The following is a 15,387-nucleotide window of genomic DNA, read 5'->3' on the forward strand; positions in this document are numbered from 1 at the left end:
CGGCCCGCCCATGGCTCAGGGCGTTCCCCAGCCGCCGCCGCCGGGCGTCCGGATCTCGAACAGCGCGCCCGCCGGAAGGTCGATCCGGTCATTGCCCCTCAACTCGACCTGCTGGCCGCCGGGCAGTTCGGCCCGGTTCTCGCCCACCGCACCCGGATCGCCACCGTCCACCCCAAAGGGCGGGATCTCGCGGTGCGAACACAGCGTCGTCACCGTCACATCGTCCAGGAACCGCAGCCGCCGGATCACCCCGTTGCCGCCGTGCCAGCGCCCCGCCCCGCCGGACCCGGCCCGGATGCCGAACTCTTCCAGCCGGACGGGGAAGCGTTTCTCCAGCACCTCCGGATCGGTCATCCGGGTGTTGGTCATGTGGCTCTGCACCGCGTCGCAGCCGTGAAACCCCGGCCCCGCCCCGGTGCCGCCGGCGATGGTCTCGTAGTTCTGGAACCGGTCGTTGCCCCAGACGAAGTTGTTCATCGTCGCCTGGCTGCCTGCGATCACCCCCAACGCACCGTAAAGCGCGTTGCAGGCGGCCTGGCTGACCTCGGTATTGCCCGCGATCACCGCCGCCGGATAGGCGGGGTTCAGCATGCAGCCCTCGGGCGCGACGATCTTCAGCGGCTTCAGGCAGCCCTCGTTCAGCGGGATCTCGGTGCCCACCAGCGTGCGGAAGACGTACAGAACCACCGCGCGACAGACCGCGAAGGGCGCGTTGTAGTTGCCCGCGTGCTGTGCGCTTGTGCCGGTGAAGTCGATCATCGCCTCGCGCTTGTCGCGGTCCACCCGGACGGCGACCCGGATATCGGCGCCATGGTCCATCGGGTAGGTGAACTCGCCGTCCCTGAGCGTGCCGATCACCCGGCGCACGCTTTCCTCGGCATTGTCCTGCACATGGCCCATATAGGCCATCACCACGTCGCGGCCGTATTGCTCGACCACCTTCAGCAATTCCCGCCGCCCGGTCTCGTTCGCGGCGACCTGCGCCTTGAGATCGGCCATGTTCTGCGCGACGTTGCGGCAGGGCCAACGCCCCGAGGCCAGCATCGCCTCGGCCTCGGCTTCCAGCAGACGGCCCCGGTCCACCAGCCGGACATTGTCGATCAGCACGCCCTCGTCCTCGATCACGGTCGAGTCGGGCGGGGACGACCCCGGCGTGCGCCCGCCGATATCGGCATGATGCCCGCGCGAGCCCAGCCAGAACAGGATTTCCCCGGCCACGAAAACCGGTGTCACCACCGTCACGTCGGGCAGGTGCGTGCCGCCGTTATAGGGCGAATTCAGCATGAAGGCGTCTCCCGGCCGGATCGCCCCCGCATTCTCGCGCATCACCGCCTTGATCGAGTCGGACATCGAGCCCAGGTGCACCGGCACATGCGGCGCGTTGGCCACCAGATCGCCCCTGGCGTCGAAGATCGCGCAGGAAAAATCCAGCCGTTCCTTGATGTTCACCGACCAGGACGTGTTCGCCAGCGTCGCACCCATCTGCTCGGCCACCGACATGAACAGGTTCGACATCACCTCCAGCAGCACCGGGTCGGCCTCGGTCCCCAGCGCGCGGGGGCGGGACTTGGCGGCCACCCGCGTCAGGATCAGGTTGCCCAGCGCGTCCACCTCGGCGGCCCAGCCGGGTTCGACCACATTGGTTCCCGTGGACTCGGTGATGATGGCGGGGCCGTCGACCCGCGCCCCGGCACCAAGGCTTGTGCGGTCGTAAAGCGGCACCTCGGCCCATGCGCCGTCCAGATGCACAGGAACGCGGGCCTCGCTCCGCGCCGTCGCGGCGGGCGCCATCGCGGCGGGGGCCTCGCCGGTCGCGCCGATCGCCTCGACCTCGATCATGTCGAAACAGAGCGCCCGTTCCGGCGAGGTGAAGCCGAAGCGCGCAAGATGCGCCGCCTCGAACGCCGCCTGCATCCCGGGCGGGTGGCCAAAGGGCACCTCAAGGGTCTGGTGCGAGCCTTCGTAGCGCAGGTGTGCCCGCGCCACACAGCCGATCGCGCCCTCGGGTACCCCCTGCGCCGCAACCTGCGCCACCGCCCGGCCCCGCAGCGCCGCAACTTCCGCCTCTGCCCCGGCGATTTCGGCAAGCGGGGCGTCGAACTGGGTTTCCTCGATGGCCCGGATCTCGGCCAGCCCCATGCCATAGGCCGACAAGACCCCCGCAAAGGGATGCAGGAAGACCCGCTTCATGCCCAGCGCATCGGCCACCAGACAGGCATGCTGCCCCCCCGCGCCCCCGAAACATTGCAGCGTGTAGCCGGTCACGTCATGGCCGCGCTGGACGGATATCTTCTTGATCGCGTTCGCCATGTTGTCGACTGCGATCCGCAGGAAGCCTTCGGCCACCGCTTCGGGGCTGCGCGGCGCCTCGCCCGTCGCGGCGGCGATCTCGGCGGCCAGCGCGGCGAATTTCTCGCGCACCGTCGCCAGATCCAGCGGCTGATCGCCCCCCGGCCCGAACACGGCGGGGAAATGCGCCGGGTTCAGCTTGCCCAGCATCACGTTGCAATCGGTCACCGTCAGCGGCCCGCCGCGGCGATAGCAGGCAGGCCCCGGATCGGCGCCCGCGCTTTCGGGGCCGACCTGAAACCGGCCATCGGCAAAGCGGCAGATCGACCCGCCGCCCGCCGCGACGGTGTGAATGTCCATCATCGGCGCGCGCATCCGCACGCCTGCCACCTCGGTCTCGAAACTGCGCTCATAGGCGCCCGCGTAATGGCTGACATCGGTCGAGGTGCCGCCCATGTCGAACCCGATCAGCCGGTCGAAACCCGCGGCTTCCGCCGTCCGGACCATGCCGACGATGCCGCCCGCGGGGCCGGACAGGATCGCGTCCTTGCCCTGGAACAGGGCGGCATCGGTCAGCCCGCCATTCGACTGCATGAACAACAGCCGCTCGCAGCCCCCCGCGCCGACATCCAGCGCGTCCGCCACCTGATCGACATAGCGGCGCAGGATCGGCGAGAGATAGGCATCGACCACCGTGGTATCGCCCCGCCCCACCAGCTTGATCAGGCGCGAGACGCGATGGCTGACCGAGACCTGCGCAAACCCCTCCTCGGCGGCGATTTCGGCCAGCCGGTCCTCATGCGCGCCGTTCAGATAGCCATGCATCAGCGCGATGGCGACCGCCCGGATGCCGCGCCCATGCGCCGCCCGCAGCGCCGCCCGCGCCGCGTCTTCGTCCAGCGGCAGCAGGATATTGCCGTCGGCATCCAGCCGCTCGGCCACCTCGGCCACGTCTTCGTAGAGCAGGTCCGGGCGGCGGATATGCAAATCGAACAGCCGCGGCCTTGTCTGGTAGCCGATGCGCAGCAGGTCCGCGAAACCCTGCGTGATCAGCAACAGAACCCGTTCGCCCTTGCGCTCCAGCAGCGCGTTGGTGGCAACCGTCGTGCCCATCTTGACCGCCCGGATCGCGCCTTCGGGCAAGGGCGCATCCGGCGCCAGCCCCAGCAGTTCGCGGATGCCCTGCACGGCGGCATCGCGGTAGCGTTCGGGGTTCTCGGACAGAAGCTTGTGGGTCATGAGCCGCCCATCGGGCGCGCGCGCCACGATATCGGTAAAGGTGCCACCCCGGTCGATCCAGAATTCCCAGCCGCCCATGTCCCTGCCCCTGCTGCCCCGCGCACCATGTCCGCCCGGCGCACCAAAGGTCAAGGCCGCCACGGGCATTGCGCGGAACCTTGTCCCGCCACAGCACCGATTCCCCTTGCATCCAGGGAACATTGTTCCGATTGTATCCCGACGCCGGAAGGAGAAGACCATGGCCCGCACCGACGACAAACCCGAGCTTGACGCGCTGGACCGGCGCATCCTGGGCGAGTTGCAGGCCGATGCCGCCCAGTCGCTGGACGATATCGCGAAAAAGGTCGGCTCGTCCAAGACGCCGGTCTGGAACCGCATCCGCAAGATGCGCGAGGCAGGCGTGATCCGGCAGAACACGGTGATCGTCGACCCGAGGGCGCTGGACCGCGGCACCTGTTTCTTCGTGCTGATCCGCACCTCGGAACACGAGGCGGACTGGCAGCGCCGTTTCCTTGCCGCGCTGTTGAAACGGCCGGAGGTTCTGGAAGCGCACAGGCTGGCAGGCGAGATCGACTATATCCTGAAGGTGCGCGTGTCGGATGCCGCGGCCTATGACACCTTCTATCAGGCGCTGATCGCGGATGTGCGCATCTTCAACGTCACGGCGCTTCTGTCGATGGAGGAGATCAAGGCGACCACCGTCCTGCCGGTCGAATAGGCGCAACCATATCCGCAAGCCGATGGTGCGGGCCGGTCAGGCGTCGTCCTCGGTCGGCGGCATCATCAGCACCGGGCGACGGGCGGTTTCGCACAGCGCGGCGGCGGTCGAACCGATCAGCCGGTCCTGCACCCAGTTCCGGCCATGCTTGCCGACCACGATCAGGTCGCTTCCATGCTCGGCCGCAAGGCGCGCGATCTCCTCCGAGGGCTTGCCTTCCAGCAGGTGAGTCTCGGCCCGCCCGCCCGCGGCGCGGATGTCATCGGCGATATGGGCAAGCGCCACCCGCGCCATCTGGGGCCAGCGCGCGTAGATGCGGCGCTCGTCCTGGGTCAGCACATGCACGACATCGACGGACACGCCCGCGCCGCCCAGCGCGATGGCCGCCGCCTCGGCGGATTGCGATTGCTGCGAGAAATCGGTGGCCAGCAGGATGCGGGTCAGCCCGCCCGCGCACACCCGCGCGCAGCTCTCGTCCTCGTTCGCGTCGATCCATTCCAGCCGCACCGGCAGGGGGCTGTCGCGCAGCACCTCGCGCGCGACCGAGCCCAGGAACAGGCCCCGGATCATGTTCTGCCCGCGCGAGCCGATCACGATCAGGCCTGCGCCATGATCGCTGGCCGCTTGCAGAATGTCCTTCGCCACCGCGCCCGCGGCGCGGATGTCGATCCCGACCGCAAGCCCCGCCTCGCGCAGCGGCGCGGCGCGCTTGCCCAGCCAGTCCTTCAGCGCGTCCTCGTGGCCATGGCCCGCCCCCTGGCCATAGCCCACCCTCACCACATGGGTCAGGACCACGCGGGAAACGCCCATGGCGTGCAGGTCGGTCAGGCTGTCCAGCATCGGCCCTTCGGCGGCCGAAAAGTCCAGCGCGATCAATGCGGTGCGAAACATCAGCTCTGCTCCCTGGGTCTGGAGGTGCGGATCGCGCTTTCCTCGGCCGGGAACCAGTGGGTGGTGCGGTTGGCGAACCAGACCAGCGACAGCATCACCGGCACCTCGACCAGCACGCCGACCACGGTGACCAGCGCGGCGATGGAATTCAGCCCGAACAGCCCGATGGCGACCGCCACGGCCAGTTCGAAGAAATTCGACGTGCCGATCAGCGCGCAGGGCGCGGCGACCTTGTGCGGCACCCGCCACGCCCTGGCCGCCCAATAGGCCAGCGCAAAGATCCCGTAGGACTGGATCAGCAGCGGCAGCGCGATCATCGCGATCACCAGCGGCCGGTCCAGGATCACCTCGCCCTGAAAGCCGAACAGGATCACCACGGTCGCCAGCAGCCCCAGGATCGACAGCGGCTTGATCCGGGCGGTAAAGGCCGCCACTCGCGCCTCGCCCTCGGCGGCGCTGGCCGAACCCCTCGTCAGCCGCAGCCGGGTCAGGACACCCGCCCCCAGCGGAATGACCACATACAGCACCACCGACAGCACCAGCACCTCCCACGGCACGGAAATGTCGGTCACGCCCAGCAGCAGCGCGACGATGGGCGCAAAGGCAAACACCATGATGACATCGTTCAGCGAGACCTGGACCAGCGTGTAGTTCGGATCGCCCCGGGTCAGATGCGACCAGACGAACACCATCGCCGTGCAGGGCGCGGCCCCCAGCAGGATCATGCCCGCGATATACTGCCCCGCCGTGCCCGGCTCGATGAAGGGGGCAAAGACCCACTCGAAGAACAGCACCCCCAGCGCCGCCATGGTGAAGGGCTTTATCAGCCAGTTCACCGCCAACGTGATGATCAGCCCCTTGGGCCGTTCATGGATGCGCGCCAGCGAGGAGAAATCGACGCCCACCATCATCGGAAAGACCATGAACCAGATCAGGATCGCGACGACCAGGTTGACCGAACCCCATTCAAGCCCGGCCAGAAACCCCACCAGCCCCGGCGCGACCTGCCCCAGCCCCAGCCCGGCAAGGATCGCAAGTGCGACCCAGATGGACAGAAAACGTTCGAAGACGGGCATTCGGCATTGTCCCTTGTCTATGGCTTCCAGGCGGTGAGCTTCGCCCGTCAGCAGCAGGTGGCATCGTTTTCGACCGGCCGCGTCACCACCCGGCCGATCAGGCCGGACAGCGGGGCCAGCGCGGCGGGGTTCAGCGAATAGCAGATCCGCGGGCGTTCGATCGTCCCGACGACAAGTCCCGACGCCTTGAGGATGCGCAGATGTTCCGAGACGGTGGATTGCGCCAGCCCGACCTCGTCCACGATATCGCCGCCGATGCACCCCGGTCGTGACAGCAGCACCTCGACAATCCTGACCCGCGCGGGATGCGCCAGCGCCTTGGCAACTGCCGCAATCGCTTCGGCTTCGGCTTCGGCTTCGGCGAGCGGAGCCGCCAGGGAAGCGTTCTTGTCCAGCATGCGGGCCCCCTCATATCTATCGCCGAATAACGATATACTGGCAACGTCCCGGCGGAACAAGGGCAGCACCCGCCCATCACGCTTGACACGGCGGCGCCGATGCCCCATGTCGCAGGGGTCGCTGCGCTGCCGCGTGAGCAGGCCGCGCCCCATGGGGGCGCTCCAGCGCAAACGAGACCCCAGTTCCCCATCACGCAGGGTTCCTGATGCGACGGCCGGATGGCGCGGGAAACGCCCGCCTGTCCCGAGGCCGCGCCAACCCAGTTGCGCCGTGCGATCCGCGCGGCATCCCGGCTTTCCCGCGTGCGGCCACAGGCCCTTGCGCGACCAGTAAAGGACCATCCCTTGAGCGATTTCACCACCCTCGGCCTTGCGCCGGCCCTGACCGACGCACTGCGCCAGGCGGGCTTTACCCAACCGACCCCGATCCAGACCCAGGCGATCCCGCTGGCGCTGGAGGGCCATGACATCCTGGGCCTTGCCCAGACCGGCACCGGCAAGACGCTGGCCTTCGGCCTGCCGCTGATCGACCGGCTGTTGGCGACCCCCGACAGGCCCGCACCGAAATCCGCCAGGGCGCTGATCCTGGCCCCCACGCGCGAACTGGTCACCCAGATCGCCGACGCGCTGCGCGCCCTGACCGCGGGCACGAAACTGCGCGTGGCAACCGTGGTGGGCGGGCAGTCGATCAACCGTCAGGTGGCCCTGCTGGACCGCGGCACCGATATCCTTGTGGCGACGCCCGGCCGACTGATCGACCTGATGGACCGGCGCGCGGTCGATCTGGGCCGGGCACGGTATCTGGTGCTGGACGAGGCCGACCAGATGCTGGATCTGGGCTTCATCCATGCCCTGCGCCGGATCGCCCCGAAACTGGGCACGCCGCGCCAGACCATGCTGTTCTCGGCCACCATGCCGAAACAGATGGAGGAACTCAGCCGCGCCTACCTGACCAACCCCCGGCGCGTGCAGGTCTCCCCCCCGGGCAAGGCGGCCGACAAGGTCACCCAGTCGGTGCATTTCCTCGACAAGGCCGAGAAACCCGCCCGCCTGCGCGAGATCCTGATCCGGGATCCCGGCGCGCTGACGCTGGTCTTCGCGCGCACCAAGCATGGCGCCGAAAAGCTGATGAAGGGGCTCGTCGCCGACGGGCACAACGCCGCCTCGATCCATGGCAACAAGAGCCAGGGCCAGCGCGACCGCGCGATCAAGGCATTCCGCGAGGGCACGATCACGACGCTGGTCGCCACCGATGTCGCCGCGCGCGGCATCGACATTCCCGGCGTCGCCTATGTCGTGAACTATGACCTGCCCGAGGTGCCGGACAACTATGTCCACCGCATCGGCCGCACTGCCCGCGCCGGGCGCGAGGGCGAAGCGATCGCGCTTTGCGCGCATGACGAGGTGGGGCTGCTGCAACAGATCGAACGTCTGATGAAGATCGAGATCCCCGTGGCCCGCGGCGACCGCCCTGTCGGCAGCGCCACACCGGCCCGCAACGCGGGCAAGCCGCCGCGTCGGGGCGGCAAACCGGCCGCCCGCCCGTTCGCCGAGGCCCCGGCGGCAGGCAAGGGACGTCGCCCGCGTCGCCGCCGCGCGGCCTGAGGCCAGTCACCACCCGCGCGCGGCACCGGTTGCCGCGCCGGGTTCTGGCATCCGGCGGTCCGGCCCCTATATCCCTTGGCAAAAGGGAGACATGCCATGACCGACCGGACCCGCCGCGCCGAGGAAGCGCGGCAGAAGATCCTCGCCTCGGGCGATGCCGAACTGATCAATCGCCTTCATCTTCTGGACGCCGCCGCCGGAACGGCCCCGCCCGCGCGGCCTGCGCGCAATCGGGCTGGCCCGGGACTTCTGGGCACCGGGCTTGCCGTCGCGGGCGGCGCGTGGCTCGGGACGGTGCTGGCCGGGCTGACGCTTTCGGGCGAGATGCAGGCGGCCTTTGCCGCGGTGGCCGACGAGCTTGGGCTCGACCCCGACCTTGCCGGGCTTGACGGCGCGGCGCTGGCCGAGGCGGGCGAAGACGGCGACTTCTTCGACGATTTCGGCCTGGGCGATCTCTTCGACGTCTGAGCCCCGGCACGCCGCCAGGCCGGGCCGCGCGAAAGGGTTTGCAACCCGGCGACGTTCCTCTATTGTTCCCATTGGAGCATCAGGGGAAATCCGCCACTATGTTGGATATGACAAGCTCTCCGGCACAAGACCTGCGCGTGTTTCTGGATGGTGGCCGGTTCGGCACCGTGCTGGCCGATCCGCCTTGGCGATTCGTCAACCGCACCGGCAAGGTCGCGCCTGAACATCGGCGCCTGTCGCGCTATCCCACGCTCGATGTCGACGAGATCTGCGCCCTGCCCGTGGCAGACCACCTTGCGGACCGGGCGCATTGCTATCTGTGGGTGCCGAACGCGCTGTTGCCGCAGGGCTTGCAGGTGCTTTCGGCCTGGGGCTTCGAGTACAAGTCGAACATCGTCTGGCACAAGGTGCGCAAGGATGGCGGCTCGGACGGGCGCGGCGTGGGCTTCTATTTCCGCAACGTGACGGAACTGCTGCTGTTCGGCACGCGGGGGCGCAATGCGCGCACGCTGGATGCGGGGCGGCGGCAGGTCAACATGCTGCAGACCCGCAAGCGCGAACATTCCCGCAAGCCCGACGAGCAATACGAGCTGATCGAAAGCTGTTCCTGGGGTCCCTATCTGGAACTGTTCGGCCGCGGTGTCCGGCAGGGCTGGACGGTCTGGGGCAACCAGGCGGATGCCGATTACAAGCCCGACTGGAAGACCTACGCCTATAATTCGGGGATGGCTTCTTTCAGGTACTCGAAGAGACGCGCCTCTCCGCTCGTTCCCGCAGGAAATGTCTCAGTCGTAAATTCGTGATCCTCAAGAGGGATTGCATTAACGAAGTCAGCATAGTCTGCGGACCTCAGAACATCTTTCTCTTTTTTATCCCGTAATATTGGGTATACAACTCTGAGCGCCCTCATTAACGCTCGAAACCCATTTGTCTTTGGCAAAACGTTACCCTTCTCACGCACCTTATCCCACGACTCTGGATACCTTTGCCTAATGGCAAGGAAGAAGTTTATAACATTTGCCAGGATTAGGTCATCATCACCTGACAAATAGAATCGACGGAAAGGGAATTTCCGATCATCAACATTCTGCAACTGACGGCGGATTTCAAACCGCCACAGATCATTGCGATCTCTTAAGGGGTCATCTGATACGAACGGAAGCAGCGCCTCGACAACAGTCGCCTGCGTCAATGTCTCTCCACTCCTACCCTCTGTAGCCACCCCCAATCGCTTGATCCTCTTATGGAACGGGCTTTCCTCCATTCGATCAAGTGAGACGGCTACCTTGTGGCAAACCTTCTGAGGTGTTTCTTTCTTCTCATACGCTAGCAAATCATATGCCAGGCTGCGGTTCACCTTAGTCTGGGCCAGATTCACCGTTGCAAAAATTGTTGACTTGGTCTGCATGTCCGGACCAACGAAGATGCAAACCGGAACCTCGAAATCTTCACCCTTGAATGCCTTCAACCCTTCAATCCGATGCTGGCCGTCGATAATTACAGCTATATCCTCACCATTACCCCCCTGCTCGGAAAAAAGAGAAAGAACTCTTTTTTCCACATCATACTCTGCACTACGCGAGTCTACAGCGAGGATCACCGACGTCGGAAAAGACGCATCATATGAATTGACGTAATTACGAATCTCTTTCATCCGAGATGGATTCAAACGCCTTTGTATTCCGATATATTCATCAAACTCGCTGTCTTTAAGTCTTCGAATATCGGAAGAAGACACGGCAATTAGATCGCTGCGATCCATAACACAAAGATAAAATTCCCCTATAGGCTGCGAGATGGAAAGGGCTGGAAAAGAGAATTTTGTCATCCTATATTCTCCCTCGCCTTCTTCGTCATTTTCCGACGCTCCTCATCTCCTTCGGGATCAGCTTTTCTCTCCTCAATGTTTCTTTGCTCGAACAACGCCAGAAGCCAGGCGACTATTAGAATAACGAAAAGCCCAGATGAATAGCTCTGTACAAATGAATTTGGGTTTCCGCTCGACAAACTAACCATTGGCGGTATCAGGGCCGCAAAGAAAATAACCAAGAGGGGAATTACGATTCCGGTGAAAATTACACGCGTACGATTCTCGATTAATCTCATCCTAAGAACAAAAAACACAATCGCCGAACCAAGAACGCCGGTAGAGTATATAAAAACATCTCCGACTGAGTATCTGGAAAAGATATCTTCGAGAAATGTTGTCGCCTCAAGGTCTTTTTCGTCAGAATCCGCCCTTGAAATCAACGCAGCAATAAGAACGGGAAGCTGAGAAAACAGAACTATAAGAAACGCTTCCAGCGGAACAGATCGGTACTTACGCCAAGCAGACTTGACGCTAGACCAAAATGACCGCTTTTCGAATGCTTCCTCTGACATGCCGCGAGGTTGAAGGAACTTGAGCTATGAAATCAAGCCCCTTCATCGCCCTCCTCGGGGATCACCCTCAGCCGCAACTCGCGCAGTTGCTCGTTCGTGGGCAGCGTGGGCGCCCCCATCATCAGGTCCTCGGCGCGCTGGTTCATCGGGAACATGATGACCTCGCGGATGTTCATCTCGTCGGCCAGCAGCATCACGATCCGGTCGATCCCCGCGGCACAGCCCCCGTGCGGCGGCGGGCCGAAGCGGAAGGCGTTGACAAGGCTGGGGAACCGGCTGCGCACCTCGTCCTCGGCGTAACCGGCGAGGCTGAACGCCTTGAACATGACGTCCAGCCGATGGTTCCGGATCGCGCCCGAGATCAGTTCATAGCCGTTGCAGGCCAGGTCGTACTGATAGCCCAGCACCTCCAGCGGATCGCCCTCCAGCGCCGCCATGCCGCCCTGGGGCATCGAGAACGGGTTGTGGCTGAAGTCGATCGCGCCGGTTTCGGGGTCCTTTTCATACATCGGGAAATCGACGATCCAGCAGAAGGCGAAGCGGTCCTTGTCGGTCAGCCCCAGTTCCTCGCCGATGACGTTGCGCGCGCGCCCCGCCACGGCCTCGAACGCCGAGGGTTTGCCGCCGAGGAAGAAGGCGGCGTCGCCCTTGCCGAGGCCCAGTTGCTGGCGGATCGCCTCGGTGCGCTCGGGGCCGATGTTCTTGGCGAGGGGGCCCGCAGCTTCCATCCAATGACCGTTGCCCAAGTCAATCCGTTCGGATTTCCACTGCTCTAGTCTTTCAAGTGCTCTGCCATAGTGCGCGTTCGTCGACTGATCCGGAGCAATATCGCCGTCATCGTCAGCAAAACCGAAGAAGTCCAAACCGGGCTGCTCCACCTCGCGCCAGAAGATATACCCCATCCCCGGCAGCCCTTCCTTCTGGGCAAAGGCGTTCATGCGGTCGCAGAACTTGCGCGAGCCGCCGCCGGGGGCGGGGATGGCGCGGATCTCGGTGCCGTCCTGTTCCAGCAGTTTCGCGAAGATCGCGAAGCCCGAGCCGCGGAAATGCTCGGACACGTCCTGCATCCTGATCGGGTTGCGCAGGTCGGGCTTGTCGGTGCCGTACCAGCGCGCGGCGTCGGCATAGCTGATCTGCGGCCAGTGCTGGTCGACCCTGTGGCCGCCACCGAATTCCTCGAACACGCCCGCGATCACCGGCTGGACGGTGTCGAACACGTCCTGCTGGGTGGCAAAGCTCATCTCCATGTCAAGCTGGTAGAAATCGGTGGGGCTGCGGTCGGCGCGCGGATCCTCGTCGCGGAAACAGGGCGCGATCTGGAAATAGCGGTCGAAGCCCGAGACCATGATCAGCTGCTTGAAGATCTGCGGCGCCTGCGGCAGCGCGTAGAACCGCCCCGGATGCAGGCGCGAGGGCACGAGGAAGTCGCGCGCGCCCTCGGGCGAGGACGCGGTGATGATCGGCGTCTGGTATTCGCGGAACCCCTTGTCCCACATCCGTCGGCGGATCGAGGCCACCACGTCCGAGCGCAGCTTCATGTTGGCCTGCATGCTGTCGCGGCGCAGGTCGAGGTAGCGATAGCGCAGCCGCGTTTCCTCGGGGTAGTCCTGATCGCCGAAGACCATCAGCGGCAGTTCCTCGGCCTGGCCCAGAACCTCGACCTCGCGGATGAAGACCTCGATCTCGCCGGTCGGCAGTTTCGGGTTCACCAGGCTTTCATCGCGTGCCTTCACCAGCCCGTCGATGCGGATGCACCATTCGCTGCGCAGCTTTTCCACCGCGGCAAAGGCGGGGCTGTCGCTGTCGGCCAGCACCTGCGTGACGCCGTAATGGTCGCGCAGGTCGATGAACAGCACGCCGCCATGGTCGCGCACCCGGTTCACCCAGCCCGACAGGCGAACGGTTTCGCCGACATTGGCCTTGGTCAGCTCGGCGCAGGTATGGCTGCGGAAGGGGTGCATCGGGCGATCCTTCGGGATTGGGACAGGTCCGCGCCGATACACCCCCGATGGGGGCCGAAGTCAAGGGGAGGCAGGGCCCCTCAGCCGCGGGTGATCTCGAACCGGCAGAGCGGGGCGCCGGTCGCGGCGCAGGCGGTTTCGCGGGTGCGCAGCCGCTTGTCCACCAGCGTCTGGAACAGCCGGTCGAACACCGCCTCGTGCCAGCCGCAGATCGGGTGGGGCGCATGTTCGCCCCGGATCAGCGGGTTGTCGGTCAGTTCGAACACCAGCGGCCGGGTCGAGACGACGCGGAACGCGCCCGATCCGGCGAAGGTCCAGCTATGCTTGGCGATCGCCTTGGCCAGCACCGGCGCGGCCAGCGCGGGCGGCAACGCCTTCAGCAGCTTTTGCGCAAGCGGCGGGATACGGTGGGCAAGGATATAGTCCCCGGTCCGCGCACCCGCCTCCCGCAGGAGGTCGGGCGCGCGGCCGGGCAGGCGGCGGCGCAGCGCATGATGCATGGCGGCGGCCGGTCCCTCGTCCATGAGGCCGGTATCCGACGGGGGCGCATCAAGGCCCGCCGCCTCAAGCATCTCGTCGCGAAGCGCCGCTCCGCCCGCCGTCTCCAGCACAGGGAGAAGCTGGAGAACGGCATTCGGTCCGATCCGGCCGGAACCATGGCCGGACAGGCTGTCCTTCATCTTGCGTCTTCCAGTTGCTGGTCGCCGCCGCCGCAGACCTTGACCTCGGACGCGCCGCCCTCGGTGGGCATCTTGAAGGAGTTATCCTTGGACTTGCGCTTGGCCGCAGCCTGCGCCGCCTTGTCGGCCGAGGACACCCAGTCGTCGATCTGCGCCTGGGCGGGCTGGCGGGTCATGTCGAACTCGAACTTGACCTTGTCCTTGGATTGCGGACCCCAGTAGTTGTTCTTGCCCAGATCGTAGAAGGTCCGCCCGACGCCCGCCTTGAGGAACGCCTTGAGACAGCCCAGCAGGTAACGCCGACGGAACCCGGTGCCGCGCCACGGATAGTGGAACAGCGCCTTGCGCATGTAGAACCGGCGATAGTTGTTCATCACCCGGTCCAGAAGCTCGGCACGGTCCATCGCCTCGGGCTTCATGATCGGGTTCACGAAGTTGTAGCGCGAGTAGTCGAAGACCTCGACCTTGTTGTGCAACTCCTGGAACAGCGGCGTGAAGGGCCAGGGCGTGTACATCGCCCAGTTCGCCAGGTCCGGCTGCCAGTCCCAGGCCATCTGGAAGGTCTCTTCCAGCGTCTCGGGGGTCTCGTTGTCCAGCCCGACGATGAACTGCGCCTCGGTCAGGATGTCGGCCTCGCGCAGCAACTGGATCGCGCGCTTGTTGTCCTCGACCCGGGTTTCCTTGTTGAACTGGTCAAGCTTCAGCTGCGCCGCCGCCTCGGTGCCGAGGCTGATATGGACGAGACCGGCCTTGCGGTAGAAGGGCAGCAATTCCTCGTCGCGCAGGATGTCGGTGACGCGGGTGTTGATGCCCCACTTGACCTTGTCGGGCAGGCCGCGGTCGATCAGTTCCTGGCAGAAGGCGATGAACTTCTTGCGGTTGATCGTGGGTTCCTCGTCCGCAAGGATGAAGAAGCCGACCTGGTGCTTGTTCACCAGTTCCTCGATCTCGTCGACCACCAGTTTCGGGTCGCGGATGCGGTAGTCGCGCCAGAATTTCCACTGCGAGCAGAACGAGCAGGTGAACGGGCAGCCGCGCGCCATGTTCGGGATGGCCACCCGGCAGTTGAGCGGGATGTAGATGTATTTCTCCCACTCCAGGATATCCCAGTCGGGCTTGATCGCATCGACATTCTTGATCGTGGGCGCGGCAGCGGTGGCCACGATCTCGTCACCGTCGAGGAAGGCCAGACCCTTGATGTCGCGGCGGCTTTCCGGCCATTTGCCGTCCCGGATCGCGTTCATCAGCTCGACGACGATCTCTTCGCCCTCGCCGCGGACGATCACATCGACCCAGGGGGCCTCGGACAGGACCTGCTTGAACATGAAGGTGGCATGGATGCCGCCCAGCACGCGCACCGCGTTCGGCACTTCTTCCTTGGCGATTTCCAGCAACCGCTCGGCGGCATAGATCGACGGCGTGATCGAGGTCGTGGCGACGACATCGGGCCGCAATTCCTTCAGTTGCGCGCGAACCACATCCTCGGAAAGGTTGTTCGTCATCGCGTCGATGAAGACGATGTCGTCATATCCCGCCACCCGCAGCGCGCCGGTCAGGTAGGCTACCCAGGCCGGGGGCCAGTTGCCCGCAATCTCGGCACCGCCGGACTTGTAGTTGGGATGCAAAAAGACAATGCGCATGGATCGACTCCCCTGTTTCGCGGGACAACATGACACATCC

The 15,387-nt window shown here is 65.1% G+C and carries 13 protein-coding genes; 4 read left to right on the forward strand and 9 right to left on the reverse strand.

Annotation, left to right across the window (positions count from 1 at the left end; all coding sequences use genetic code 11):
- Positions 1-15: 15 nt before the first annotated feature.
- Positions 16-3,606, reverse strand: coding sequence for a hydantoinase B/oxoprolinase family protein (locus EV216_RS05715; RefSeq protein ID WP_132694104.1), 3,591 nt, complete (start codon positions 3,604-3,606; stop codon positions 16-18).
- Between the two features lie 160 nt (positions 3,607-3,766).
- Between EV216_RS05715 and EV216_RS05720 the strand changes: the two genes are divergently transcribed.
- The gene (locus EV216_RS05720) at positions 3,767-4,246 is read left to right on the forward strand and encodes an Lrp/AsnC family transcriptional regulator (protein ID WP_132694105.1); all 480 of its coding nucleotides are present in this window, start codon (positions 3,767-3,769) and stop codon (positions 4,244-4,246) included.
- Positions 4,247-4,282: 36 nt separating this feature from the next.
- Here EV216_RS05720 and EV216_RS05725 read toward each other — a convergent pair whose 3' ends face one another.
- The 3 genes from EV216_RS05725 to EV216_RS05735 are packed head-to-tail and all read right to left on the reverse strand — an operon-like array spanning position 4,283 to position 6,611.
- Positions 4,283-5,137 (reverse strand): universal stress protein, encoded by an 855-nt coding sequence (locus EV216_RS05725; protein WP_132694106.1) that lies wholly within the window; start codon positions 5,135-5,137, stop codon positions 4,283-4,285.
- Complete coding sequence (gene arsB, locus EV216_RS05730; RefSeq protein WP_132694107.1) at positions 5,137-6,213, reverse strand: ACR3 family arsenite efflux transporter; 1,077 nt, start codon at positions 6,211-6,213, stop codon at positions 5,137-5,139. Before arsB ends, EV216_RS05725 begins: the two co-directional genes overlap by 1 nt.
- A 47-nt stretch (positions 6,214-6,260) precedes the next feature.
- Positions 6,261-6,611: an ArsR/SmtB family transcription factor gene (locus tag EV216_RS05735; RefSeq protein ID WP_132694108.1), complete on the reverse strand. Its 351-nt coding sequence runs from the start codon at positions 6,609-6,611 to the stop codon at positions 6,261-6,263.
- Positions 6,612-6,956: 345 nt separating this feature from the next.
- Here EV216_RS05735 and EV216_RS05740 point away from each other — a divergent pair, with 345 nt between their 5' ends.
- The 3 genes from EV216_RS05740 (at position 6,957) to EV216_RS05750 (ending at position 9,487) form a co-directional block, all read left to right on the forward strand.
- The gene (locus tag EV216_RS05740; protein WP_132694109.1) at positions 6,957-8,216 is read left to right on the forward strand and encodes a DEAD/DEAH box helicase; all 1,260 of its coding nucleotides are present in this window, start codon (positions 6,957-6,959) and stop codon (positions 8,214-8,216) included.
- Positions 8,217-8,312: 96 nt separating this feature from the next.
- Positions 8,313-8,684 (forward strand): hypothetical protein, encoded by a 372-nt coding sequence (locus EV216_RS05745; protein ID WP_132694110.1) that lies wholly within the window; start codon positions 8,313-8,315, stop codon positions 8,682-8,684.
- 107 nt (positions 8,685-8,791) lie between these two features.
- The gene (locus EV216_RS05750; RefSeq protein WP_132694111.1) at positions 8,792-9,487 is read left to right on the forward strand and encodes an MT-A70 family methyltransferase; all 696 of its coding nucleotides are present in this window, start codon (positions 8,792-8,794) and stop codon (positions 9,485-9,487) included.
- Here the strand turns inward: EV216_RS05750 and EV216_RS05755 are convergent.
- From EV216_RS05755 to bchE, 5 genes are all read right to left on the reverse strand, one after another.
- Positions 9,397-10,512 (reverse strand): DGQHR domain-containing protein, encoded by a 1,116-nt coding sequence (locus EV216_RS05755; protein WP_132694112.1) that lies wholly within the window; start codon positions 10,510-10,512, stop codon positions 9,397-9,399. The genes EV216_RS05750 and EV216_RS05755 overlap by 91 nt on opposite strands.
- Positions 10,509-11,066 carry a hypothetical protein gene (locus EV216_RS05760; protein WP_132694113.1) on the reverse strand — a complete coding sequence of 186 codons (558 nt, stop codon included), beginning with the start codon at positions 11,064-11,066 and terminating at the stop codon, positions 10,509-10,511. Before EV216_RS05760 ends, EV216_RS05755 begins: the two co-directional genes overlap by 4 nt.
- Before the next feature lie 32 nt (positions 11,067-11,098).
- Entirely contained in the window at positions 11,099-13,027 is a 1,929-nt protein-coding gene (gene aspS / locus EV216_RS05765; RefSeq protein ID WP_132694114.1) for an aspartate--tRNA ligase, read from the reverse strand.
- 80 nt (positions 13,028-13,107) lie between these two features.
- Complete coding sequence (bchJ, locus tag EV216_RS05770) at positions 13,108-13,707, reverse strand: bacteriochlorophyll 4-vinyl reductase (protein WP_132694115.1); 600 nt, start codon at positions 13,705-13,707, stop codon at positions 13,108-13,110.
- A complete protein-coding gene (gene bchE / locus EV216_RS05775) occupies positions 13,704-15,347 on the reverse strand; it encodes a magnesium-protoporphyrin IX monomethyl ester anaerobic oxidative cyclase (protein WP_132694116.1) in 1,644 nt (547 codons plus the stop codon). Before bchE ends, bchJ begins: the two co-directional genes overlap by 4 nt.
- Between the last annotated feature and the right edge of the window lie 40 nt (positions 15,348-15,387).

It is taken from the genome of Rhodovulum steppense, assembly GCF_004339675.1.
GTDB classification, from domain to species: domain Bacteria; phylum Pseudomonadota; class Alphaproteobacteria; order Rhodobacterales; family Rhodobacteraceae; genus Rhodovulum; species Rhodovulum steppense.

Excerpts from the sequence above, each read along its gene's own strand:
- EV216_RS05715 (WP_132694104.1), bottom strand. The coding sequence starts at position 3,606 with ATGGGCGGCTGGGAATTCTGGATCGACCGGGGTGGCACCTTTACCGAT.
- EV216_RS05720 (WP_132694105.1), top strand. The coding sequence starts at position 3,767 with ATGGCCCGCACCGACGACAAACCCGAGCTTGACGCGCTGGACCGGCGC.
- EV216_RS05725 (WP_132694106.1), bottom strand. The coding sequence starts at position 5,137 with ATGTTTCGCACCGCATTGATCGCGCTGGACTTTTCGGCCGCCGAAGGG.
- arsB (WP_132694107.1), bottom strand. The coding sequence starts at position 6,213 with ATGCCCGTCTTCGAACGTTTTCTGTCCATCTGGGTCGCACTTGCGATC.
- EV216_RS05735 (WP_132694108.1), bottom strand. The coding sequence starts at position 6,611 with ATGCTGGACAAGAACGCTTCCCTGGCGGCTCCGCTCGCCGAAGCCGAA.
- EV216_RS05745 (WP_132694110.1), top strand. The coding sequence starts at position 8,313 with ATGACCGACCGGACCCGCCGCGCCGAGGAAGCGCGGCAGAAGATCCTC.
- EV216_RS05750 (WP_132694111.1), top strand. The coding sequence starts at position 8,792 with ATGACAAGCTCTCCGGCACAAGACCTGCGCGTGTTTCTGGATGGTGGC.
- EV216_RS05755 (WP_132694112.1), bottom strand. The coding sequence starts at position 10,512 with ATGACAAAATTCTCTTTTCCAGCCCTTTCCATCTCGCAGCCTATAGGG.
- EV216_RS05760 (WP_132694113.1), bottom strand. The coding sequence starts at position 11,066 with ATGTCAGAGGAAGCATTCGAAAAGCGGTCATTTTGGTCTAGCGTCAAG.
- aspS (WP_132694114.1), bottom strand. The coding sequence starts at position 13,027 with ATGCACCCCTTCCGCAGCCATACCTGCGCCGAGCTGACCAAGGCCAAT.
- bchJ (WP_132694115.1), bottom strand. The coding sequence starts at position 13,707 with ATGAAGGACAGCCTGTCCGGCCATGGTTCCGGCCGGATCGGACCGAAT.
- bchE (WP_132694116.1), bottom strand. The coding sequence starts at position 15,347 with ATGCGCATTGTCTTTTTGCATCCCAACTACAAGTCCGGCGGTGCCGAG.